Annotated in this window: 17 protein-coding genes and 15 pseudogenes; 15 read left to right on the top strand and 17 right to left on the bottom strand. The window is 37.2% G+C overall.

What is annotated here, in order from left to right:
* Nucleotides 1–8 precede the first annotated feature (8 nt).
* Nucleotides 9–534, top strand: a pseudogene (locus tag AYJ55_RS32380) (IS91 family transposase); the annotation flags it as partial.
* A gap of 20 nt (nucleotides 535–554) precedes the next feature.
* On the opposite strand, the pseudogene AYJ55_RS24405 reads toward AYJ55_RS32380, so the two are convergent.
* Nucleotides 555–1,016: pseudogene (locus AYJ55_RS24405) on the bottom strand (IS630 family transposase).
* On the bottom strand, nucleotides 1,013–1,372 hold the full coding sequence (locus AYJ55_RS00965; protein ID WP_063653651.1) for an IS630 transposase-related protein: 360 nt from the start codon (nucleotides 1,370–1,372) through the stop codon (nucleotides 1,013–1,015). Before AYJ55_RS00965 ends, AYJ55_RS24405 begins: the two are co-directional and overlap by 4 nt.
* Nucleotides 1,373–1,426: 54 nt before the next feature.
* Here AYJ55_RS00965 and AYJ55_RS00960 point away from each other — a divergent pair, with 54 nt between their 5' ends.
* Nucleotides 1,427–2,032 carry a transposase gene (locus AYJ55_RS00960; protein ID WP_074167841.1) on the top strand — a complete coding sequence of 202 codons (606 nt, stop codon included), beginning with the start codon at nucleotides 1,427–1,429 and terminating at the stop codon, nucleotides 2,030–2,032.
* Nucleotides 2,033–2,219: 187 nt separating this feature from the next.
* Here AYJ55_RS00960 and AYJ55_RS00955 read toward each other — a convergent pair.
* Both AYJ55_RS00955 and AYJ55_RS00950 read right to left on the bottom strand, forming a co-directional pair.
* Nucleotides 2,220–2,501 (bottom strand): annotated as a pseudogene (locus AYJ55_RS00955) (recombinase family protein); the annotation flags it as partial.
* A gap of 667 nt (nucleotides 2,502–3,168) precedes the next feature.
* A complete protein-coding gene (locus AYJ55_RS00950; RefSeq protein WP_063653650.1) occupies nucleotides 3,169–4,251 on the bottom strand; it encodes a zinc-dependent alcohol dehydrogenase family protein in 1,083 nt (360 codons plus the stop codon).
* 123 nt (nucleotides 4,252–4,374) lie between these two features.
* Between AYJ55_RS00950 and AYJ55_RS35325 the strand changes: the two are divergent.
* Nucleotides 4,375–4,660 (top strand): annotated as a pseudogene (locus AYJ55_RS35325) (IS701 family transposase); the annotation flags it as partial.
* 119 nt (nucleotides 4,661–4,779) lie between these two features.
* Here AYJ55_RS35325 and AYJ55_RS00945 read toward each other — a convergent pair.
* The 3 genes and pseudogenes from AYJ55_RS00945 to AYJ55_RS27660 all read right to left on the bottom strand — a co-directional run bounded on the left by AYJ55_RS00945 (nucleotide 4,780) and on the right by AYJ55_RS27660 (nucleotide 7,888).
* Nucleotides 4,780–5,820, bottom strand: a pseudogene (locus AYJ55_RS00945) (IS481 family transposase).
* Nucleotides 5,821–5,975: 155 nt separating this feature from the next.
* Nucleotides 5,976–6,395 carry a replication/maintenance protein RepL gene (locus AYJ55_RS00940; RefSeq protein WP_187153135.1) on the bottom strand — a complete coding sequence of 140 codons (420 nt, stop codon included), beginning with the start codon at nucleotides 6,393–6,395 and terminating at the stop codon, nucleotides 5,976–5,978.
* A 322-nt stretch (nucleotides 6,396–6,717) separates the two neighbouring features.
* Nucleotides 6,718–7,888: pseudogene (locus tag AYJ55_RS27660) on the bottom strand (IS3 family transposase).
* A 622-nt stretch (nucleotides 7,889–8,510) separates the two neighbouring features.
* Between AYJ55_RS27660 and AYJ55_RS00920 the strand changes: the two are divergent.
* Nucleotides 8,511–9,332: an IS630 family transposase gene (locus AYJ55_RS00920; RefSeq protein WP_063653644.1), complete on the top strand. Its 822-nt coding sequence runs from the start codon at nucleotides 8,511–8,513 to the stop codon at nucleotides 9,330–9,332.
* 33 nt (nucleotides 9,333–9,365) lie between these two features.
* On the opposite strand, the pseudogene AYJ55_RS00915 reads toward AYJ55_RS00920, so the two are convergent.
* Nucleotides 9,366–9,842 (bottom strand): annotated as a pseudogene (locus AYJ55_RS00915) (helix-turn-helix domain-containing protein); the annotation flags it as partial.
* Between the two features lie 229 nt (nucleotides 9,843–10,071).
* On the bottom strand, nucleotides 10,072–10,602 hold the full coding sequence (locus tag AYJ55_RS00910; RefSeq protein ID WP_063653641.1) for an RNA-guided endonuclease InsQ/TnpB family protein: 531 nt from the start codon (nucleotides 10,600–10,602) through the stop codon (nucleotides 10,072–10,074).
* A 36-nt stretch (nucleotides 10,603–10,638) separates the two neighbouring features.
* Here AYJ55_RS00910 and tnpA point away from each other — a divergent pair.
* Together tnpA and AYJ55_RS00905 are read left to right on the top strand one after the other, a co-directional pair.
* Nucleotides 10,639–11,016: pseudogene (gene tnpA / locus AYJ55_RS35320) on the top strand (IS200/IS605 family transposase).
* Nucleotides 11,017–11,140: 124 nt separating this feature from the next.
* Nucleotides 11,141–11,773 carry a glycoside hydrolase family 25 protein gene (locus AYJ55_RS00905; RefSeq protein WP_063653639.1) on the top strand — a complete coding sequence of 211 codons (633 nt, stop codon included), beginning with the start codon at nucleotides 11,141–11,143 and terminating at the stop codon, nucleotides 11,771–11,773.
* Nucleotides 11,774–12,060: 287 nt separating this feature from the next.
* Here AYJ55_RS00905 and AYJ55_RS30335 read toward each other — a convergent pair whose 3' ends face one another.
* Nucleotides 12,061–12,234, bottom strand: coding sequence for a hypothetical protein (locus AYJ55_RS30335; RefSeq protein WP_187153134.1), 174 nt, complete (start codon nucleotides 12,232–12,234; stop codon nucleotides 12,061–12,063).
* Between the two features lies 1 nt (nucleotide 12,235).
* On the opposite strand from AYJ55_RS30335, the gene AYJ55_RS00900 reads away from it, so the two are divergent.
* The 5 genes and pseudogenes from AYJ55_RS00900 to AYJ55_RS00880 form a co-directional block, all read left to right on the top strand.
* Nucleotides 12,236–13,027, top strand: coding sequence for a tyrosine-type recombinase/integrase (locus AYJ55_RS00900; RefSeq protein WP_063653637.1), 792 nt, complete (start codon nucleotides 12,236–12,238; stop codon nucleotides 13,025–13,027).
* 260 nt (nucleotides 13,028–13,287) lie between these two features.
* Nucleotides 13,288–13,896: a hypothetical protein gene (locus tag AYJ55_RS00895; RefSeq protein WP_063653635.1), complete on the top strand. Its 609-nt coding sequence runs from the start codon at nucleotides 13,288–13,290 to the stop codon at nucleotides 13,894–13,896.
* Nucleotides 13,897–14,103: 207 nt separating this feature from the next.
* A complete protein-coding gene (locus AYJ55_RS27655; RefSeq protein WP_063653633.1) occupies nucleotides 14,104–14,616 on the top strand; it encodes a helix-turn-helix domain-containing protein in 513 nt (170 codons plus the stop codon).
* A complete protein-coding gene (locus tag AYJ55_RS27650) occupies nucleotides 14,568–15,002 on the top strand; it encodes a transposase family protein (RefSeq protein WP_063653775.1) in 435 nt (144 codons plus the stop codon). Before AYJ55_RS27655 ends, AYJ55_RS27650 begins: the two co-directional genes overlap by 49 nt.
* Before the next feature lie 43 nt (nucleotides 15,003–15,045).
* Nucleotides 15,046–15,354, top strand: a pseudogene (locus AYJ55_RS00880) (integrase core domain-containing protein); the annotation flags it as partial.
* A 9-nt stretch (nucleotides 15,355–15,363) separates the two neighbouring features.
* Here AYJ55_RS00880 and AYJ55_RS00875 read toward each other — a convergent pair.
* Nucleotides 15,364–15,609 (bottom strand): annotated as a pseudogene (locus AYJ55_RS00875) (TerL protein); the annotation flags it as partial.
* Nucleotides 15,610–15,741: 132 nt separating this feature from the next.
* On the opposite strand from AYJ55_RS00875, the gene AYJ55_RS27645 reads away from it, so the two are divergent.
* Nucleotides 15,742–16,548 carry an F-box protein gene (locus tag AYJ55_RS27645; protein ID WP_187153133.1) on the top strand — a complete coding sequence of 269 codons (807 nt, stop codon included), beginning with the start codon at nucleotides 15,742–15,744 and terminating at the stop codon, nucleotides 16,546–16,548.
* Here the strand turns inward: AYJ55_RS27645 and AYJ55_RS24390 are convergent.
* Nucleotides 16,509–16,670: pseudogene (locus tag AYJ55_RS24390) on the bottom strand (helix-turn-helix domain-containing protein); the annotation flags it as partial. The gene AYJ55_RS27645 and the pseudogene AYJ55_RS24390 sit on opposite strands and share 40 nt — an antisense overlap.
* Before the next feature lie 269 nt (nucleotides 16,671–16,939).
* Complete coding sequence (locus tag AYJ55_RS00865) at nucleotides 16,940–17,143, bottom strand: hypothetical protein (RefSeq protein ID WP_063653625.1); 204 nt, start codon at nucleotides 17,141–17,143, stop codon at nucleotides 16,940–16,942.
* Between the two features lie 628 nt (nucleotides 17,144–17,771).
* Between AYJ55_RS00865 and parM the strand changes: the two genes are divergently transcribed.
* Nucleotides 17,772–18,728, top strand: a complete 957-nt coding sequence (gene parM, locus AYJ55_RS00855; RefSeq protein ID WP_063653621.1) for a plasmid segregation protein ParM domain-containing protein — start codon at nucleotides 17,772–17,774, stop codon at nucleotides 18,726–18,728.
* Between the two features lie 7 nt (nucleotides 18,729–18,735).
* Nucleotides 18,736–19,098 carry a plasmid partitioning/stability family protein gene (locus AYJ55_RS00850; RefSeq protein ID WP_063653619.1) on the top strand — a complete coding sequence of 121 codons (363 nt, stop codon included), beginning with the start codon at nucleotides 18,736–18,738 and terminating at the stop codon, nucleotides 19,096–19,098.
* 213 nt (nucleotides 19,099–19,311) lie between these two features.
* Here the strand turns inward: AYJ55_RS00850 and AYJ55_RS32375 are convergent.
* From AYJ55_RS32375 to AYJ55_RS32370, 3 genes and pseudogenes are all read right to left on the bottom strand, one after another.
* Nucleotides 19,312–19,891: pseudogene (locus AYJ55_RS32375) on the bottom strand (IS256 family transposase); the annotation flags it as partial.
* Between the two features lie 179 nt (nucleotides 19,892–20,070).
* Complete coding sequence (locus AYJ55_RS00835; protein WP_063653499.1) at nucleotides 20,071–20,559, bottom strand: IS630 family transposase; 489 nt, start codon at nucleotides 20,557–20,559, stop codon at nucleotides 20,071–20,073.
* Between the two features lie 17 nt (nucleotides 20,560–20,576).
* Nucleotides 20,577–20,894 (bottom strand): annotated as a pseudogene (locus AYJ55_RS32370) (IS630 transposase-related protein); the annotation flags it as partial.
* An 80-nt stretch (nucleotides 20,895–20,974) separates the two neighbouring features.
* On the opposite strand from AYJ55_RS32370, the pseudogene AYJ55_RS00830 reads away from it, so the two are divergent.
* Nucleotides 20,975–21,470 (top strand): annotated as a pseudogene (locus AYJ55_RS00830) (IS3 family transposase); the annotation flags it as partial.
* Between the two features lie 9 nt (nucleotides 21,471–21,479).
* On the opposite strand, the pseudogene AYJ55_RS32365 reads toward AYJ55_RS00830, so the two are convergent.
* A pseudogene (locus AYJ55_RS32365) lies at nucleotides 21,480–21,613 on the bottom strand (IS256 family transposase); the annotation flags it as partial.
* Nucleotides 21,614–21,883 lie beyond the last annotated feature (270 nt).

Genomic DNA, 21,883 nt, shown 5'->3' with positions numbered 1-21,883 from the left:
CCCTTTTTATGTCACCGCGTTTTAGTCATGTTTTTCAATTTGGTCAACGCTGGCTCAATTGGCTTAATCGCCACCCCCCTGATAGTGTCCGCACTGTTGTGATGGAAATCATGGTAAAGATTATGGCTTGCGGCACTTCGCTTATGGGGTGGTCAATTTGGCGCTGTCCTGACCCTCAATGTAATTCTGAGAAACGGGTTAAATTTAGTCGAAGCTGCCCACATTGTGGCGTCAAAGCTTGCCTACAATGGATTAACAATACGGCTAGCTTGGTTACCCGAATTTCCTTGGCAGCACATCACTTTTACCATGCCTTGTGAATATTGGCCTATTATTCGCGCCAACCGTTGGCTTCTCGGTGAAATGAATCGATTAGCCGCTGATGTGATATTAACCATCTGCCGTGACCTCAATATCACCCCGGGCGTTTTCACTGTCATCCATACCTGGGGACGAGACCAAAAATGGCATCCGCATATTCATTTTTCAACCACAGCCGGCGGGGTGACTAAAAAGAATACCTGGCGAGATATAGCTAGGCGACTTAATTTTGATTACAGCATATGTATTAAAAACAGGTCATCGATAGTGCATCCTGTTTCCATCTTTTTACGTTTAGCTTGAGACCATTTATGTTCTATAGGATTTAAATCTGGTGAATACACAGGCAAATATTCTATCTGGTGTCCTGCGTTTATAATTGCCTGTTCAATATTCTTACCTTTGTGAAAGCTAGCGTTGTCCATAAAAATAACAGAATTTTCAGGAAGTTATGGGAGCAATATTTTTGTGATCCAAACATAAAAAACATCACGGTTAATATTGCAATCAAATAATCCGATAGCAAAAAGGGTTGTTCCCAATAAAGCGCCAATAACATTTGTTCTTCCCTTAGCACCCCAGTTTTTCAGGCCAAAACAACGGTGACCTTTTGGGGAATAGCCGTGAGTTCGTGGAGTGTCATGTGAAAAACCACTTTCATCAATAAAAACAACAGATTTATCTTTTTTTTTCATACTGTTGTCTTTTTTGCTGATGTGCCAGCCTGTCGCTTTCGTTGGTTTTTGGATGGAATAGAGTTTTTTTTATAGGTTAATCCCAGCTTTTTAAGGGATTGCCAAATAGTCTTTTTACAAACACCGAATCGCTCTGCCCGTTCCTTTTGGTAAGCATCTGGATACTGTTCCTTTGCTAAAGCATTTTTATCGAGCTTCCTCTTACGTGGCGTTGAATTTTTTGGCTCTGGTCGTTTAAGCCAACGTACTAAAGACGCTTTTCCAATACGGAATTGTTTCGCAGTTTCTCGAATTGTTAAACCTTCGGCTTTCCTTACAGATATTACTTTACGTCGAAAATCAATTGTATAACTCATAACACACCTTGTAATCAAAATTAAGTCGCCTAGCTATATCGGATAACGGCATTATTGAGAAAACATTATTACACGCTCACCATTCCCGATGAGCTTAAAGCTGAAGGAAGAAGTAAAGCATCATGGAATCAATTACTTAATACTCACCACATGCGCGGGTGGAATATTAATCTTTCTGATATTCTTTCCAATATTACCCATGTCATCCTTTATCTCGGATTTTATCTAAAGAACCCCCCTGTCTCGCTCAGTCGCTTAAAACATTATTCCGGCGAAAATAACATCACGTTACGCTATAAGAGTCACCGCACGAAAAAACAGGAAGACCTGGTCATGACATCCGATGAGTTTATTACCCTGTTTGCGTCTCATGTGCCAGAAAAATGGTTTCACATGATCCGCTATTACGGCTTTTTAAGTCCATCAGCACGGATGCGAAAAATGTTAACGGAGGTTGTTGTTTATCCTTTAGCCCAGCAAGATAAAAAACCCGCTAAAAAAGTCACCTGGCGAAACATGTATCAACACGTCTTTAAAGTCAATCCACTTGCTTGTCTCTTATGTGGGAAAAAATTACTTTTCGCAGGAATGAATTTTGGATTGAATCGTAAAGAACTTATGGCACGTCACCATGATCTGGCTTGTTTGCGGTGGCGATAAAAACTCACGACAGGGTAGATCTATCCTTTTGTTCAAAATTGATTAATAATTAATCGTTTTTTAACCATCTATTCCGTTCCTTATCTCAACCTTCAACATAATTTTGGCAAAATTTAGAAGAAAATAAAAAGGATTTCATCATGGCTCAGGTCAATGAGTAACCATTTCGGATATTAATTTCTTATACATCAAGAACGATACGAGATACGCCGTCTCTGTCGGCCGCCAAATCAGAGAGATCAACTATACCCTGAATGGACAGTCTGGCGCCCTTTTTCTTAATAGAGGTGATCAATTTTTCAGCTTCAGGGAGAGGCAGACGACTGATGCGGTCAATTTTTTCAGCAATAACAACATCACACGGTTGCAGGTCGGCGATCATACGCAGAAGTTTTGGTCGGTTTGCCCAAGCACCCGATGCTTTTTCCTTGTAAATCCCTGCAATGTAAAATCCATTGCCTCTTGCCATCCTCTCGAGTTTAGTCCTGTTCTGATGTACTGACTCGTATCGTAGATACGAGCTATTTTCATAATGGTAGCCAATTTGAGTAAAGTTAATTTAACTATCCTAAATGAAGTAGCTAAGAATGGCAATTTTAGATGTAAATTAGCTAGTTTATTTTTGGCTATTTAAAATGACCGCTTAAGGATTTTTTAGTCATCCTTAACCGTCCCCTCTTGTTGGTCAGATAAATAAAGTACCATTTTAAACTTGCAATAACACAAACACGAGTTTCGCACAGGCATATAAAATTCCAGAAATGGCTTAAAAGCAATGGTTAATTTACAAGTTACTAAAACGTATAAATTTGTTTAAATTACAATAAGTTGCCTTTAATTTATAAGATTTTGTCTATTTATATATTATGCTGAATTAAACTTAAAAATAGAGCGTTTTTTTATTGGTGCGAAACTCGTGACAAATTTTAGTACTCATGCAAAAAAACACATCGTAAGTCATAAAAAGATAAGTTTTCTCATCAAAAAATCGGGATGTTTTAGGTATAACATTCTGTTAATAAATTGCCACTAAGAGCCTAAAAAGCTTGTAAGATTCCCCTGTACTACAGTGTTGTTGTAGGTATATTTAACATGAGTTTGATAATTTTAATGGGAATAGCATCTGCAATAAAATTTTAATAATCAATAATAACTTTCATTGCTTTTTCATCAGCAGCATGTTTAAAAACATCATAGGCTTTTTCTATTTCCTTAAATCTAAAATGATGAGTAATCATTTTTTCTATTGGAAGCTTATTAGAACAACAGGTTTTCATTAACATATTGGTTGTATTAGCATTAACCAGTCCTGTTGTGATAGTTAAATTCTTTATCCATAATTTTTCAATTGAAAAGTTAACAGGTTTACCGTGTACTCCAACATTTGCCAAATGACCGCCTTCTTTTACAATATTTTGACAAATATTCCATGTAGATTCTATACCTACCGCTTCAATAGCACAGTCAACCCCTCGTGCTTGCGTTAATTCTAAGACCTTTTGTGTAGGGTCATCTTTATTTGAATTTATTATATGCGTAGCCCCTAATTCTTTTGACATTGATAAACGATTTTCATCAATATCTATCACAATAATTTGGCTGGGTGAATAAAGTTGGGCCGTCAGAACACATCCAATTCCTACAGGTCCTGCACCAACAATAGCAACTGTATCACCGGGTTTAATATCTCCATTCTGTACCCCGATTTCATGAGCGGTTGGCAAAGCATCAGAAAGCATCACTGCAACATCATCATTTAAATTCTCTGGCAACAAATATAATGAAGTATCAGCAAAAGGGGTACGAACATATTCTGCTTGAGTCCCATCTATCATATATCCCATTATCCATCCACCATGATTCATACAATGGGAGTACAATTGTTTTTGGCAATTTTCACATGTTCCACAACGACTTATGCAAGAAATAATAACTTTATCTCCTTGCTTAAAGTTTTTTACAGCTTCACCGACATTTTCAATAATACCAATACCTTCATGACCTAAAATACGACCATTAAAGCATCCATCTTTGTTAATTGCTGTTTCCTTTATTTCTGGATTCTTTCCTTTCCATATACCAAGGTCTGTACCACAAATGGTGGTTTTAGTTAATTTAATAATTGCATCTGTTGATTGTATTATTTTAGGAACTTTTCGATTTTCAAAACGGATATCATTTTCGCCATAATAAACAATAGCTTTCATTTCACCTTGCATATTAATACCTTTTCGCATCATTTTGTTCTATATAAATTTATATTATAACTTATACACAAGTTTCTCAATCTCCAAAAAAGAAATATAAAGTTCAAAACAAGAAAAAATTAGGGTGTTCATATTTTGTCCGGTTATCCATGCATTAAAAATATCTATAAAACATTCTTACAAGTAAGCAGTGTAAGATACTTTGGTTTGGCGTTATCAGAAGTAAGTCCATCGCCTTTATCTCATGACACTATTAGTCGATGGCTAAAAGTAGATGTTTTCTACCTAAAGACCTATGGCGATTAGTTCAATCTTCTATAGACAAAAAAGCCCTTGCGTACTAATTGCCGATAATACATTGATTGCCAAAACACGTAGTAAAAAAATAGAGATGGTCCATTATCAATATTCAGGTAATCAAGGTGGTCGCCTATGGCGACGACTTGTCATTGCTTGTTAGTACTGGTATAACCCGATACTTATCGTAGTAGCTCAGATTTGAGCTGACAGTTACCGGTTATTTATACAGTACCTGTCAGGTTAAATTTGATTTAAATCTTTCTCTCTCCAAAGTTGTTTTCCATCGTGTAAAGTTGCCATAGGAGTTCAACCGCAACACATTTTTCCTTGATGAGTGCGTTGGTTATTATATTCCGCTAACCATTTATCTAAATCAGCTTGTAATTCATTTAAAGCCCTATAGATTTTCTTACGAAAAGCCACCTGATAGAACTCTTGTAATACAGTTCTATGAAAGCGTTCACAAATCCCATTAGTTTGAGGTGAACGAGCTTTAGTTTTTGTATGATCAATATCATTGATAGCGAGATAAAGTTGATAATCGTGATGTTCAACTTTACCACAATACTCACTGCCTCTGTCCGTCAGTATACGTAACACCGGTAACCCATGCTGGGAATAAAAAGGGAGAACCTTGTCATTTAATAAATCTGCCGCCGTTATCGCGCTTTTTGTTGTGTAAAGCTTACAATGAACGACTTTACTGTAAGTATCAATGTAAGTTTGTTGATAAACACGACCAACGCCTTTTAAATGACCGACATAAAAAGTATCTTGTGAACCCAGATAACCTGGATGCGCTGTTTCAATCTCACCACAGGCTTCATCATCTTGCGCTTTCTTTTCTAGAGCACTGATTTGTGATTCTGACAGGATAATTCCTTCTGTTGCGATTTTATCTTCAAGCGCTTTTAGGCGTTTTGTAAAATTTTCGAGATTATGGCGCAGCCAAATAGAGCGAACGCCACTCCCCGAAACAAAAATGCCTTTTTTTCTTAGTTCATTACTACTGCGGTGTTGACCGTGTGCAGGGTATTCAATCGCATACTCGACTACAGCGCTTTCAATCTGTTCATCTACTCTATTTTTTACGTTAGGCACCCGTCGATTTTGATTAATTAAAGCGTCTATCCCACCATCGTTAACAAGTTCCTGGTAGCGATAAAACGTATCTCGGGATCCCCCCATAATCTTACAGGCTTTTGAGACGTTATTAAGCTCTTCAGCGAGGTTAAGTAACCCGACTTTATGTTTGATGATAGGATTATTTGTTTGATACATAGAATTACCTTTTATTTAATTATCTAATGATGTTAATTAAAACCGGTAACGCTCTTTTTTAAATCAGAATTGTCAGATTAAGTTAAGACTAATGTAAAAGATTTAAATCAAATTTAACCTGACAGGTACTGTATAAATAACTGGTAACTGTCATATCAAGTCTGAGCTACTACACCTTGGTTAATTTTAACTTTATCTGATATACCATTTCTGCTGTAAACTGATGTCCATTCAATTGACTGAACTCTTGTCCAATCAACTTTCACAGCATATTTTTTATTTACTCTAAATTCACCTCTACTAATTCGTTCTATTAAGCCCGCAGAAATCAAAAAATTAATATTATTATTGAAAGTTTGCAACTTAAGATCATTTGCCTTCAAAAAAGCAGCTTTAGTTTTCGAACCGTAAGCAACAACATTTTCATAGTTCATGTTTAATAACATGAAATTAAAAATTTTATATTGAGTGGCATTTATCCCTTTAACACGACAGAGATCACGTATATAAACCTTAACAAATTCAGGTTCTGTTAAAATCTCTCCTGTTAGGTGATCTATATACGTTGAAGCCATTACACTCTCCATAAAATACCGATTTATAAGTATCATAATAATAAAACCGCATCCTGTAAATACTTTTTTTAAAGTATTAAAAATACTTTTTAATTTATCAAAATACTGTTTGGCGGTATTTTAAATACTCTTCAACGGTAATATAAATACCCAACACAATGATTTTAAATACCGCTAGGCGGTATTAATATTGGCGTTAAGCCTTGTAAACACTAAACCCGCTATTCTTATCTTAAATCTTTCAATAAGTAGTTTCAGACTACTCCATAGCGACACATTAACCACAGCTTCCTTGTCGACGTTGTTCGGTGCTCTGTAGTGGTCAACTAAAATTGGCCACCCTACCTGACTGTTCACGGAACAGTCGCTCTGATTCGTTTGGCGTTAATCCACCGTTATACCAGTGAGGTCTTATATCGCTATAGTAGTGGGTTATGTAGCGAATAATGGCTGACTGAGCAGTACTAAAGCTTTGGTAGCCAGTCGTTGGCACCCATTCTGTCTTCAGACTACGGAAGAATCGTTCCATCGGACTATTATCCCAACAATTCCCTCTGCGACTGATACTTTGGGTCATCTGATAACGCCACAATGCCTGCCTATACTGACGACTGGTATAATGACTTCCCTGATCACTATGGAACATCACCTGTTTGGGATGCCCACGTAGTTCCCAAGCCATTTGTAGTGCTTTGGCGGTTAATTCTGAGTCTGGTGCAAATGACATTGCCCAGCCCACCGGTTTTGTTTTCGGGCAAACAAATCCAATACCACAGCCAGATAGGCCCATCGTGAGCCTGTCCAAATATAGGTTACATCGCCGCACCAAACCTGGTCAGGCTTTGTAACAGCGAACTGCCTATTGAGCAGATTTGGAATATCAATACGTTCATTTCCACCGCGGTTGTATTTATGTTTTCGCTCTTGGCAACTGACGATGATTAATTCTTTCATCAACTTACCCGCTAACTACCGCCCAAGTTTCACGTTGTGTGTATTGGTAACCATCGTGGCGATAGTCCTTGCGCCAGCAGAGCCGCCACTAACGTTCCACGCTTCGCTGACTAGGCTACGTTTTATCGTCCGCTCAATATCTGGCTCCTTAAGCCGACACCAATAGCGATAACTGCTTCGGTGAACATTAAAAATACGACACAAAGTTTTCACCGGATAAAGCACTCTTAGCTTTTCAACTACCGAAAATTTTTCAGTGAGTCGGACATTAAGAGCACAGTAGCCTTTTTTAAGATGTCATTCTCCATTTCCAGCCGGTGGATTTTTTTCTTCATTTCTCTGAACTCAATTTGTTCAGGTGTTAATGGCAGACCAGGCGATGTTTTCCCTTGACGTTCTAAACGAAGGGCTCTTACCCACCGGCTAATCGCTGAAAGACTAACGTTCATGCCTTTCGCGGCTTCCTGGTAGGTGTAATTTTGGTCAAGGACTAATTTGGCGGTTTCACATTTAAATTCAGCAGTAATTATTTTACTCATTTCGGCACCTATAAAAATTATGAGGTAAGCATATCACCTCAACTTAGGTGGCCAAATTTAGTATGCCACTACACACCGCTCGCCATAGCCAAGTGACCGAGCAACGCGAGCGAACGGGCGAGGAAGCGGAAGATAACCAGAAATTACAGGGAGCAAGGTCACTCGAAAATCACAAAAGAACGTAGCACGCTACGTTCTCAATATGACGATGTTGGTTTGCAGTTAATGTGAGTCGAAACTGGCGCTGATTGCGAGCCGCTTTTAAGTGCGATTCAATTTCCTAACCATGAACGTTCTTTTACCGAGCCATACAGACACAAGTTTCACACAGGCATATAAAATTCCAGAAATGGCTTAAAAGCAATGGTTAATTTGCAAGTTACTAAAACGTATAAATTTGTTTAAATTACAATAAGTTGCTTTTAATTTATAAGATTTTGTCTATTTATATATTATGCTGAATTAAACTTAAAAATAGAGCGTTTTTTTATTGATGCGAAACTCGTGACAGAATCAGGATCTGTGGTGGCTCCTGCATCTGGAATCGTCCAGCGATTTCCTGATCAAAGCAATCAGCGTTCATGTCTAGCTAGGCGACTTAATTTTGATTACAAGGTGTGTTATGAGTTATACAATTGATTTTCGACGTAAAGTAATATCTGTAAGGAAAGCCGAAGGTTTAACAATTCGAGAAACTGCGAAACAATTCCGTATTGGAAAAGCGTCTTTAGTACGTTGGCTTAAACGACCAGAGCCAAAAAATTCAACGCCACGTAAGAGGAAGCTCGATAAAAATGCTTTAGCAAAAGATGTGGAACAGTATCCAGATGCTTACCAAAAGGAACGGGCAGAGCGATTCGGTGTTTGTAAAAAGACTATTTGGCAATCCCTTAAAAAGCTGGGATTAACCTATAAAAAAACTCTATTCCATCCAAAAACCAACGAAAGCGACAGGCTGGCACATCAGCAAAAAAGACAACAGTATGAAAAAAAAGATAAATCTGTTATTTTTATTGATGAAAGTGGTTTTTCACATGACACTCCACGAACTCACGGCTATTCCCCAAAAGGTCACCGTTGTTTTGGCCTGAAAAACTGGGGTGCTAAGGGAAGAACAAATGTTATTGGCGCTTTATTGGGAACAATCCTTTTTGCTATCGGATTATTTGATTGCAATATTAATCGTGATGTTTTTTATGTTTGGATCACAAAAATATTGCTCCCAGAACTTCCTGAAAATTCTGTTATTTTTATGGACAACGCTAGCTTTCACAAAGGTAAGAATATTGAACAGGCAATTATAAACGCAGGACACCAGATAGAATATTTGCCTGTGTATTCACCAGATTTAAATCCTATAGAACATAAATGGTCTCAAGCTAAACGTAAAAAGATGGAAACAGGATGCACTATCGATGACCTGTTTTTAATACATATGCTGTAATCAAAATTAAGTCGCCTAGCTATATAAGAAATTAATCTCACCACAGGCTTCATCATCTTGCGCTTTCTTTTCTAGAGCACTGATTTGTGATTCTGACAGGATAATTCCTTCTGTTGCGATTTTATCTTCAAGCGCTTTTAGGCGTTTTGTAAAATTTTCGAGATTATGGCGCAGCCAAATAGAGCGAACGCCACTCCCCGAAACAAAAATGCCTTTTTTTCTTAGTTCATTACTACTGCGGTGTTGACCGTGTGCAGGGTATTCAATCGCATACTCGACTACAGCGCTTTCAATCTGTTCATCTACTCTATTTTTTACGTTAGGCACCACCCGTCGATTTTGATTAATTAAAGCGTCTATCCCACCATCGTTAACAAGTTCCTGGTAGCGATAAAACGTATCTCGGGATACCCCCATAATCTTACAGGCTTTTGAGACGTTATTAAGCTCTTCAGCGAGGTTAAGTAACCCGACTTTATGTTTGATGATAGGATTATTTGTTTGATACATAGAATTACCTTTTATTTAATTATCTAATGATGTTAATTAAAACCGGTAACGCTCTTTTTTAAATCAGAATTGTCGGATTAAGTTAAGACTAATACAAAAGATTTAAATCAAATTTAACCTGACAGGTACTGTATAAATAACCGGCAACTTTCAGATCAAGTATGAGTTACTACAGATAATATGAAAGCATGGGATAACCCGAGGTCAATACCTATACTTTTTTCTGGTCTTATAGTTTCAGGGATAGGTGACATAAAACCATCATCGAATAATATGATGCTTGCGTAATACTTTCCTGATGGTGATTTTTATTGTAACCGTTTTTATTTTTCCCTTCATCGATTACACGATGTATAACCGCTTTTATTAACTTTATTTTTGGAAGGTTGATAACACCATTTTGTACATCTAATGTAACATGCTGAGGACACTGAAATGATTGTTCACTAGCATATTTTTTCTTGAACTTTGGAAACTTTGCACGCTTGTTGAAAAAATTACTAAATGCGGTATTAAGATTGCTTAATGCAGCTAATAATGATTGACTATTGATATCATTGAGCCAAGGTTTTTCTGATTTTTTACTTGCGACCATCCTATCTTGTAATTCACGTTTTGATAGACTTTTCCCTGTTTCTTCGCAATGTTTTTTCTTTTCTGATAATGCCCAATTATAAATATGCCGAACGTGCCCGAAATGTTGTTCGAGAAGCTCTTTTTGATTTTTGTCTGGATATATTCTGTACTTTGCAGCACACATTGAGTAATCTAAATAAAAATAATTGGCGTTATATAGATGAAATCACATTATCATTTAGTGTTAGTAACAAAATACCGTAAAAAATGTTTTACTTCTGAGATATTGGATAGGTTGGAAATTATCTGTACGGAATGCTGTGCTAAGTGGGATGTATCGTTAGAGCAATTTGGCGGAGAAGCTGATCATGTTCACTTATTACTAGATATGCATCCTAATATCATACCAAGTCGTTTTGTGAATAACCTAAAAACGGTCACTAGTAGATTGTTACGAAAAGAATATTCTTAACATATCAATCGTTTTTATTGGAAACCCGTACTTCGGACTCAAGCTTACTGCTTGATTACAGCAGGTGGGGCACCACTTGAAGTACTCAAATCATATATTGAAAAACAAGAAAGGCCAGAAAAATGACAGCTCTTCGAACTGTTTGCTATTCATCTTCCACCTAATGTTAAAAACTCGTTTCACTCGCAATTAACATTCAGGAAGGAGAATTCCGCAAGTTTAGTTAAATGTAATTAGAGGATCAATAAAAATGAATAGTCAATACGAAAAAGGTATCGATGTATCAAAATGGCAGGGAACAATAGACTGGAAAAAAGTAGCTGATAGTGGTGTAAAACATGTTTTTATTAAGATGTCAGAAGGAGGGACTTATACTGATCCTAAATTCAAGGAAAATTTCAAGAATGCCAAGAATGCAGGCATTCAAGCTAATTGCTACCACTATTTTAGAGCTGTAAGTAGCACTCCTCAACAGCAGTTTGAGAATATCAAAAAGAATTTATCTTCTGCTGGTTTTGACCCCTCTAAAAATTCGTTAGCTATTGACGTAGAAAGTAAAAATAACCAAGGCGCTACACCTGAAGTAATGGCAGATAATTTACATGTTTTATTAAATTTAATCAGTAAAGACGAAGTATTGTCCTGTCAGGATACGTTTATATATTGTTCACCTGCATATTGGGATAGCGGTGTTAAATGGGATAAATACGATTTTAGTATTTACCCGCTATGGATTGCTAATTGGAATGTAGAAACGCCACGTATACCATTATCTTGGAAAAATGCAGGTAAAAGCTGGACATGGTGGCAATATAGTTCTAAAGGAACGGTTGAGGGGATCACTGAAAATGTGGTTGACTTGGATTGGGTGAAAACCGTTTAATTTTTTCTTTAACAAATGTATTCAAGAAACGGCATCCTTCATATTAGCACGAGTTTCGCACAGGCATATAAAATTCCAGAAATGGCTTAAAAGCAATGGTTAATTTGCAAGTTACTAAAACGTATAAATTTGTTTAAATTACAATAAGTTGCTTTTAATTTATAAGATTTTGTCTATTTATATATTATGCTGAATTAAACTTAAAAATAGAGCGTTTTTTTATTGGTGCGAAACTCGTGATTAGGTAAGATGTCAATTCATTCCACCTCCAATAATCTCAAATGAAATTAATAAAAACTCGCCATGGCAGCGAGGGTTTTCGTGTGCATTACGAAAATGCAGCAGGGCGATTTCACAAAAGCGTTAAAACGCGGGAAGCTGCTTGCTATTTTCTTTTTCTGATCGATTTTTGGCGATGACGGCAAAAGAAAAAGAGCAATGCCGAGATTGGTATCTTCCAAGTTGATTCAGTTTTATGTGGGGAAAAAGGTCTTTCAGTATGAAACGGGGCATTTACGGCAAAGTTCGCTCGATATGATTAAGCATGCCTTGTTTTCGATTGACGACACATTGCAGGAAAAATTGGCGTTGAATATTCGCCCGAGTGAATTTAACGGTTTACCGGAAAATACGCTTAAACATCTGCATTCTGCCTATTTGCTGCTTAAAGCAATGCGAAATGTTGGCGTCAGTCTCATTCCAAAACTGAAGAGGAAAGGAGAAAAACCCCTTTTTATTCCGGCCTTTGAAAATGTCGACAGGATGATCGAAGTTGCACCCGTAAGAGAAAAGATTGCTTTTATCTTAGCCTCGGTAATTGGACTTCGAATCAGTGAAATACTGGCATTGGATTATGCCGATATTCAGGGGGAGTATTTGAATATTTCAAAACATGTAACCCGTCATGGTGTGGTTGAAGGTTTGAAGGTTGATGTTCAACGAAGGATTAAGACACCGAAAAAGTTATTCGATTTTTTGGATAAGAATAAAAAGGGAATGAACTTACCATTAATGATTTCTGAACGTGGGGAAATATTATCGTTGTGCTATAGCCGAACAGGAATCGTAAAAAGATTATTAACGGAAAATGGGATAGGCACTTTTCATAATTTACGGCATTTTGCAGCGCTTCAATCATTTGAAGAAGGGGTGGATGTGAATTTTGTATCACGATTATTGGGACACAAAAGTATCCAAATTACGATGGATATTTACGGGCGATTTTGCAGAGATATTTTACGTTATAATTTTTAACATTTGCGTTTATTTTTTAAGCATTAACGAAAATGCAAGGATAACGTGAATAGCTTGATATCAAAGGGATTCAGGCGAAAAATAACAGAATAGCCAAAAATGCATAATTCCGCAGTCATACTTCCGCATTTTGAAAAATTGAAAAACCTAATAATCACAAGGTATGAAGAGGGATTTTTTTCGCATACTTCCGCAAAATAAGTCCGCACCCAAAATGGCTAATTTCGCGAATATTGCAAAAAGGTTAAAAAGAGGTTGTCATGTCAGGGAAAGCGAAATACCAAAAAGCGTATATTGATGACGTGATTAACCTGTCTTTGGTTAAGGGAAAAGTATCAAATCATTTCATTGCTAAGTGGCTGCACGTTGACGAAAAAACAATTCGAAGCTGGCGAAAGGATTATTACGAATTTGATCATGCCTTTCATCATGCAGCCGATATTTTGAAAAAAGAAATCGCGGAAATAGCAAGGCAAAATACCAAAATCCGAAAACGCAAAATTATTAAAACCACGGCAAACGGCGAAACGACAACGATAGAAGAAGTATTGCCTAGTCACAATGATATTGCCGTTTACAAAAAGATGGGGATCAATGAAGTCTTCTTTAACGATGAAAAGCATCAACAAAAAGAATACTTAAGATCGATACTCGAGCGAAAAAAATCAGCCGAAATCACTTCACTAGAGGCCGCCCAATTTTTGGAAATAGAAGGTATTCCAGTACCCGAAACCTTGATACTCGAAATGAAGCAACTGCAAAGTAGTTTGACACCAAACGACATGTTAAATGTCATGGAAGAAAATCCAATTACTCGTGATATGACCCTAGAAGAGGTAACAGAAGCCTATAAAAAATTGATGGGGTAAAAAATGCCTTCAGGTCGTCTAATTTGTATTAGTCTTAACTTAATCTGACAGTTCTGATTTAAAAAATAGCGTTACCGATTTTAATTAACATCATTAGATAATTAAATAAAAGGTAATTCTATAAAATAGTTGCTGAATAGAGACTTGCATTTTTTGTCACGCTATAGACAATAAAAAGAGGTTTAACTTAGAAAATAACGGTTTGAAATGATCAACAAAGAGCGGTTGTTACGAGATAATCGTTTATGTAAAGCAATCATTGGATTATCAGTCGAAGAATTGAAAAATTTAGCCGCTGAATTTTCAGCTTGTTATTTGATTTATCGGAAAAAGAATCGAAAAGATCACGAGCGGCAGATGGGTGCAGGGCAGAAAGGATTTATCCCAACCCCATTAGATAAACTGCTTTTTATTTTATTGTATTTAAAATGTTATCCGACCTATGATTTGCAAGGACTTCTTTTTGGTTTAGATAGAACACGGGTATGTCGCTGGGTAAAAATATTATTGCCGGTTTTAGAGATGACCTTGGGGCGAGAATGTGTTTTGCCCGCTCGTCAAATTCGCTCTGCTGAGGAATTTTTTCGCGCCTTTCCTGGAGTTAAAGACGTCTTTATTGATGGGACAGAGCGACCTGTCCAAAAGCCTAAGAATCTGCGTCGGCGAAAAAAATGTATTCGGGAAAGAAAAGACAGACCACTCGAAAAGGGCTTATTATGACTGACGAAACGAGGAAAATTGGATTTATCCCCATGATCAAAAATGGGCGCCGTCACGATAAACGCTTACTCGATAAAGTCGATATAATTCGCCATATTCCCCCTGAGGTAACCATCTGGGCCGATACCGGTTTTCAAGGTATAGATAAACAGCATCCTAATACACAAATCCCAAAAAAAGGAACTCGAAAAAGACCTTTATCGCCTGAACAAAAACAAGAAAATAAAATAATCTCGGGCATCCGTATTACGGTTGAACACGCCATCGCGGGTATCAAGCGCCTCGGTTGTATGACCCAAATTTTACGGAATCGTAGACCCTTTATTGATGATACCTTTTTACTCCTTAGTGCCGGTCTTTGGAATTTCCATCTCAGAACAGCCTAAAATTTACTTCAATCACCGAAAATACCCTTATTTCACTATTAAGCAACACGCTTATTATACCAGTCGTCAGTATAGGCAGGCATTGTGGCGTTATCAGATGACCCAAAGTATCAGTCGCAGAGGGAATTTTTGGGATAATAGTCCGATGGAACGATTCTTCCGTAGTCTGAAGACCGAATGGGTGCCAACGACTGGCTACCAAAGCTTTAGTACTGCTCAGTCAGCCATTATTCGCTACATAACCCACTACTATAGCGATATAAGACCTCACTGGTATAACGGTGGATTAACGCCAAACGAATCAGAGCGACTGTTCCGTGAACAGTCAGGTAGGGTGGCCAATTTTAGTTGACCACTACACAATCCATGCTTCCTGTTTCGGAAACAGTAAAAAAGGGGTTGTGACGGGGAGGCCGTAATCAATATTACGCGGGTCTGTCGTCATGCCCCAGTCAATAATAAACTGCGCGGGGTTTTGCTGATAGAAATGAGCCAATAGTTTAAGATTTTCCGGCTGCTCCCGAAGATGCTTTAATCGCTCAGCACGCCACTCAAACACCTGAACATAATCCGGCTTTTTAAAGTCAAAAGGAAAGGGTAACGGCATAGAAAAATTTCCGACAAAAGGAAGGAAAAATACGGTGATATAGGAATGCGTAATTGATGAGTTTTATAAAAAAAATACGCTATTTTATAATAAGTCAATCAATAGAGAATAAAAAAAGGAAAAACTATGTACGTGAACAATTCGAGTCATCGCCTGGTTTCTTATTCAGATTCAGAATCTACCTCATCAAATAATCAAAATAGTCCCTTAGCAAACGTGATCGGTATAAAAAATTTGCCTCCCGAGCTGATTGAAAATATCGCCTTTCGTTTACCAGAAAACGACTATATTAACTTCCGGCAAGCCTCCAAGGATTTTGCCAACACATTAGAAAGTGTAAAGAGCATGGCGGAAGACTATTATAACAATGATTTTTCTTTTACCTGTAAAGGACAGCTAAGTGAAAATAAGTCGAAATTGGCGTTTAATTCTTATGCTCTTTATCGTTGCATTACAAAAGATGCCTCACCACAAACATTAGCAGCATTAGCTAATATAAAATTCAGAATTCTTAACGAAAGTGACGAACTCTTGAGGATAAACTGTAATTATCCAATGGATACCGATTCAGATACTTTTTTGACGAAATTATTAGACTCAGTGCACATACTATTTAATTTTGTTGTAGTTTCTTCGCGTATAGACAAAAATACTGAATCATCAATATTCTTGGATAAAGCTAGCACTAATCATAAAAGTGTCACTGAAATTTTTAATAAGGCTGATTTACTATTTACGGCTAAAAAGACAGACAGCGGATTGCTGATTGCAGCTATAATTAGCCGTGTTTATAATTACATTTCAGGGCTAAATAATAAAGATGGAACACGTAAATTCTCAGATGAGGTACTTGCCAGCTATCGTGATTCTCACCGTTCTATGTTTTTAACTGGTGATTGCATTACGTCTATCCCACCATCGTTAACAAGTTCCTGGTAGCGATAAAACGTATCTCGGGATACCCCCATAATCTTACAGGCTTTTGAGACGTTATTAAGCTTTTCAGCGAGGTTAAGTAACCCGACTTTATGTTTGATGATAGGATTATTTGTTTGATACATAGAATTACCTTTTATTTAATTATCTAATGATGTTAATTAAAACCGGTAACGCTCTTTTTTAAATCAGAATTGTCAGATTAAGTTAAGATTAATGTAGATAATACGTATGTGGATTACCTATCAATCGCAATGTAGCGGCACTTTTCACTCAATCACTCCCGTTATTGAATTTTTGAGAACGATTTCATATAAAAATGAGAAAATCATCATATGAAAAAACGTGTGATTTCCCTGGTGGGGCTTAAAGTAGATTTGAAGAAAAATGATTTTTAATTATAAAAATAGGCGTCAATGCGCGCCCTTTGTTCAGCTATTATTTGTTTTTGCTGTTTTTGGCGGTGTTGCATAAACAAATTGGCATAAACAACAATCTGTTGTTGAAAATCCCATAATTGCTGGCGTGGATTTTCGTTTCGCCAAAAGGCTTTTTTGAGTTTTTGGTTAAATTCACCTTCAGCGTCTTTTCTCTTCAAAATATTGCCAAAACGCTTGTATTCTCTAGCTTTGGCATTATTTTTTTGGCAAAACGATGATTTCTACAAATTCGCGTTGCTTATTCAAATTTGGTTCCTCCTCGAATGTCTTGTGTTGATATTTTTTGCACGGGTTATCCGCGCTTAGCGCAGAAGTAAAAAACATCAAAACAGAACACTCAAACTTCTGTGCTCTGCCTTCCAGACACTCTGGAAGAAAACAAAAAATGTTAAAGAGCAAACGCTGTGCAAAATACAGATAAAAAGCGTTAAAAATCAATTATTTATGTGATTAAAATTTTTCACTTTTTTTTTCAAATTTGCACCCGAAAATCGTTATTTTGAAATTCTGCATATACTTAATTAATATGCTCTATAATTAGATTTTTCTATCCACCTACGCCAGATAATGAATATCTGGCGTTTTTTGTGGTCATCTTAAATATCTCACACTTGAATTAATTAAATCTCATATTTATCTCAATTTGTTTTAAAAATCTCATATTTTCTCTTATAATTACCAATTAATAACTCATTTTGATATTTATATATATTTTTAAGCATTAAATGATTATATTATTCTCAAAACTAAAACTAAATTATTTTTTATTTTTCTCAAAGGTGATTAATGAAAATATATATTGATGACGGTTCGACAAATATAAAATTAACGTGGAGTGAGGCAGGAATTCAGAAGCACTTCATTAGCCCAAACAGCTTTAAGCGTGACTGGTCAGTCTCTTTTGGTGACAGCAATAGTTCAAATTATACCATTAATGGAGAAATGTATTCTTTCGATGCGATAAGTCCTATTGCCATTACAACAACCAATGTGGGTTATCAATATAGCGATGTGAATGTGATTGCAGTGCATCACGCCTTACTTCAGTCAAAATTAACGCCACAAGATGTAGAAATCGTCGTATCTTTGCCGATTGCTGAATATTTTGATACCAAGAATCAACCGAATTTTGCGAACATTCAAAGAAAAAAAGAAAATTTTAAAAAAGTGGTCGATGTTAAAGGTGGAAAAACCTTTAACATCACAAACGTTGAGGTGATGCCGGAATCAATACCTGCTGGTTTCTCAATAGCGAAAGAACTTTATGACCTCGATTCGCTTTTGGTTGTTGATTTGGGTGGTACGACATTGGACATAGCACAAGTGATGGGAAAAATGAGTGGCGTATCGAAAATATACGGAAACTCCCATCTAGGCGTATCAATGATGACGCAATCGGTCAAAGAAGCGCTTAGTTTGGCAAAAACCAATGGCAGTAACTACTTAGCGGATGATATTATTATCCACAGTGACGATATGAGTTACCTGAAACGCCGTATCAACGATGCAAGCCAAATAAATCATGTTCTTGCAGCACTTAAAGAATCAAAACATCGACTGATTAATCGTGTACTGGACGCTGTCAATACATTCAGTGGATATACTCATGTATTGGTCATTGGTGGAGGCGCAGAAATTATTGCCGATGCGATTAAATCCCACTGTGTGACGAGGGAAGATAGGTTTTTTAAAAGCGAAAACCCTCAGTTTGATTTAGTCAATGGCATGTTTTCTATAGGGTGAAATCGATATGGACACACGCAGAAAAATTCAATTTTATATTAATCCTGATAGGAACATTGCGGACAAGTACGCTGGTGAAGTATTGGAGAACATGCCACAAGGAGAGAGAGGAAAATTCATGCGTGCAGCGTTTTTATCCGGTGTGGCATTTTTCAAACAAGAGCCCCGATTGATTTATATGCTCAGCGAGCTTTTGACAGAAAAAACTACGATTGAAGAAATCACTAAAGTGATGGAAACTGTGTTAAAAAACAACATACCTGATTTCGACGATGATTATGTTGACGTGGACGTATTGAATTCAGTTGAAGATTTGAGGGCATTTGAAACACGCAATAATGCCAAAAATCTATTTGGAAAATTGGGATAACTGGTTGAAATTTTTTATTGAAGTCTTATGATTAATTTGCCATAAATTGTATTAATCTTAACTTAATCTGACAATTCTGATTTAAAAAAGAGCGTTACCGGTTTTAATTAACATCATTAGATAATTAAATAAAAGGTAATTCTATGTATCAAACAAATAATCCTATCATCAAACATAAAGTCGGGTTAAATAACCCGACTTTATGTTTGATGATAGCTGAATTTCTGTCTGCGGGAAAATACTGGCTATCGCTTCTGGAAACCCTTTTAATCCGTCAATACAAGCGATTAAAATATCTTGTATACCACGGTTATGTAAGTCAGTCAGAACGCTCAGCCAATGATGTGCTCCTTCTTTTCAGACATATAGAGTCCTAACAATTCCTTATGCCCATCGGTGGTTAGTCCAAGTACTGTGTAGATTGCCTTATTGATATAGTGACCATCTGTTTTATCTTGTAATGAATGGCATCGAGCCAGACAAAAGGATAGAGCGCCTCCAGAGGGCGTTGTTGCCAGGCTTTTAATTCAGGGAGTAATTTGTCAGTAATATGCGTAATAGCTCCATCTGATATTTCCAGTCCATATAATTCTGCAACATGTTTTTGAATATCACGATAACTCATGCCTAATGCAAATAACGATAGGATTTTGTTATCAATATCCTCTGATAATTTTGTCTGATTTTTCTTAATGAGCTGAGGCTCAAAAGCACCTGACCTGTCTCTGGGCGTTTTCAGTTCAAATTGACCTGATGTCGATTTAACCGTTTTTCGAGTATAGCCATTTTTACGCGTATCGATTGACTGTAGTGGCATACTAAATTTGGCCACCTAAGTTGAGGTGATATGCTTACCTCATAATTTTTATAGGTGCCGAAATGAGTAAAATAATTACTGCTGAATTTAAATGTGAAACCGCCAAATTAGTCCTTGACCAAAATTACACCTATAGCTAGGCGACTTAATTTTGATTACAGCATATGTATTAAAAACAGGTCATCGATAGTGCATCCTGTTTCCATCTTTTTACGTTTAGCTTGAGACCATTTATGTTCTATAGGATTTAAATCTGGTGAATACACAGGCAAATATTCTATCTGGTGTCCTGCGTTTATAATTGCCTGTTCAATATTCTTACCTTTGTGAAAGCTAGCGTTGTCCATAAAAATAACAGAATTTTCAGGAAGTTCTGGGAGCAATATTTTTGTGATCCAAACATAAAAAACATCACGATTAATATTGCAATCAAATAATCCGATAGCAAAAAGGGTTGTTCCCAATAAAGCGCCAATAACATTTGTTCTTCCCTTAGCACCCCAGTTTTTCAGGCCAAAACAACGGTGACCTTTTGGGGAATAGCCGTGAGTTCGTGGAGTGTCATGTGAAAAACCACTTTCATCAATAAAAACAACAGATTTATCTTTTTTTTCATACTGTTGTCTTTTTTGCTGATGTGCCAGCCTGTCGCTTTCGTTGGTTTTTGGATGGAATAGAGTTTTTTTTTATAGGTTAATCCCAGCTTTTTAAGGGATTGCCAAATAGTCTTTTTACAAACACCGAATCGCTCTGCCCGTTCCTTTTGGTAAGCATCTGGATACTGTTCCACATCTTTTGCTAAAGCATTTTTATCGAGCTTCCTCTTACGTGGCGTTGAATTTTTTGGCTCTGGTCGTTTAAGCCAACGTACTAAAGACGCTTTTCCAATACGGAATTGTTTCGCAGTTTCTCGAATTGTTAAACCTTCGGCTTTCCTTACAGATATTACTTTACGTCGAAAATCAATTGTATAACTCATATACTGGACGCTAAAGAGCAACGCACTCAGCGCCAGCAGGCATGGATGACTCTCTGGCAAGCCCCTTTAATCTCCCTGACGGCGATGTAACCTATATTTGGACAGGCTCACGATGGGCCTATCTGGCTGTGGTATTGGATTTGTTTGCCCGAAAACCGGTGGGCTGGGCAATGTCATTTGCACCAGACTCAGAATTAACCGCCAAAGCACTACAAATGGCTTGGGAACTACGTGGGCATCCCAAACAGGTGATGTTCCATAGTGATCAGGGAAGTCATTATACCAGTCGTCAGTATAGGCAGGCATTGTGGCGTTATCAGATGACCCAAAGTATCAGTCGCAGAGGGAATTGTTGGGATAATAGTCCGATGGAACGATTCTTCCGTAGTCTGAAGACCGAATGGGTGCCAACGACTGGCTACCAAAGCTTTAGTACTGCTCAGTCAGCCATTATTCGCTACATAACCCACTACTATAGCGGATATAAGACCTCACTGGTATAACGGTGGATTAACGCCAAACGAATCAGAGCGACTGTTCCGTGAACAGTCAGGTAGGGTGGCCAATTTTAGTTGACCACTACAGTTCTATTTCTGCCTGCAGGGCAGCTTCGGGCAGCTGTTTATGAGTGGTGTGAGTATTCCATCCGTACCGAGTAAATTTTTACCTGATTGTAATTGCTTCAACGCTTCATCAAAATTAAATGATTGACTTCTCATATTGTCATACCTCTTTTTTTGAGTTTAAGATATGACACAGATTTTGAACACTACCCTACCTCATCAAATAAGATGTTGCAGGGATCCAATCAGGTTTAGCCAATTCAATTCGCTGAAGCAAATAAGGTTTAAAGGTGCCAGCTTACTCGGTTGTTGAGTTCTTTTAGCATAAGTTGGCATCTCCTGCTGTTGTAAAATGATGTTTTACCGTGGTTACGGGAAATGCCGAGTTCACGGGCAATTTTTCGAATGCTTTGTCCTTGTGCAAAA

The sequence above is a fragment of the Candidatus Arsenophonus triatominarum genome (assembly GCF_001640365.1).
In the GTDB taxonomy this organism is placed as follows: Bacteria; Pseudomonadota; Gammaproteobacteria; order Enterobacterales; family Enterobacteriaceae; genus Arsenophonus; species Arsenophonus triatominarum.
The sequence above is the reverse complement of the archived record's forward strand: the minus strand, read 5'-3'. Positions and strand labels throughout refer to the sequence as shown.